The sequence below is a fragment of the Oleiphilus sp. HI0125 genome (genome assembly GCF_001635355.1).
Map to the genome: position 1 here is coordinate 1 of NZ_LWGF01000856.1, position 912 is coordinate 912.

Annotated in this window: 2 protein-coding genes; both read left to right on the plus strand. The window is 45.2% G+C overall.

What is annotated here, in order from left to right:
• The coding region (locus A3762_RS14040) for an amidohydrolase family protein (protein WP_082869142.1) at positions 1-508 on the plus strand (508 nt) is incomplete at its 5' end.
• Positions 509-618: 110 nt separating this feature from the next.
• Positions 619-912: hypothetical protein (locus tag A3762_RS14045; protein ID WP_156493462.1), on the plus strand; the 294-nt coding region annotated here is incomplete at its 3' end.

Sequence of the window (912 nt, forward strand, 5' to 3'; positions counted from 1 at the left end):
GACAAAAGAAGCGGTTGAATTCGTTCAGTCGACCAATGAGCAAGTAGCAGCCACCATTACGCCACAACATCTTTTGTTGAACCGTAACGATTTACTCGTTGGAGGCATTCGACCTCATAACTTTTGCCTACCCGTTTTGAAACGCAACATTCATCAACAGGCTCTTAGGGCTGCGGTGAAATCTGGGTCACCTAAGTTTTTCTTGGGAACAGATTCGGCTCCGCATGAGAAACATCGCAAAGAAAGTGCATGCGGCTGCGCCGGCTGTTACAGCGCATGGAGTGCAATTGAACTGTACGCAAAGGTGTTTGAAGACCTAGATTGCTTGGATCAGTTCGAGCGCTTCGCAAGCTTCAATGGTCCAGATTTTTATGGTTTACCGCGCAATACCGGAACCATTACTTTAGTGCGCGAACAATGGACTGTTCCTGAGATCATCACCCTACCTGATGGTGGAGAAATTGTTCCATTTTTTGCAGGCGAAACACTGAACTGGAAGCTTAAATAAGACCTTACACGATAGTAAGGTGATGTGATTAAGAATTAATCATTTAAAGTCCAAGTTCGCGGTATGATAAGTAGCCTAAAACAATAACGTTCATTCCGCGAATTCCCAAAATGCGTTTAGAAAACCCCTTTCACATTGCCGTAGTCTTCCTTTGCGCTTTTGCGCTATCGGCCTGTCAATCAGGCGGCGATGAAAACATACTTCAAAGTACGGTTCGCGGTAAAGCTATTAAAGGGGTAATTAGCCAAGGCGTCGTCAGCACATACCGAGTCTCCGAAGAAAATGGCAACCTAAGTTTATTGTCGACAACGTCCACAGATTCAAATGGGCGCTTCTCCCTCAATATTAATCACGACGAAGAACAGCCTTTACTCATTCAAATCAGCGCCCAACCAGATGTCACT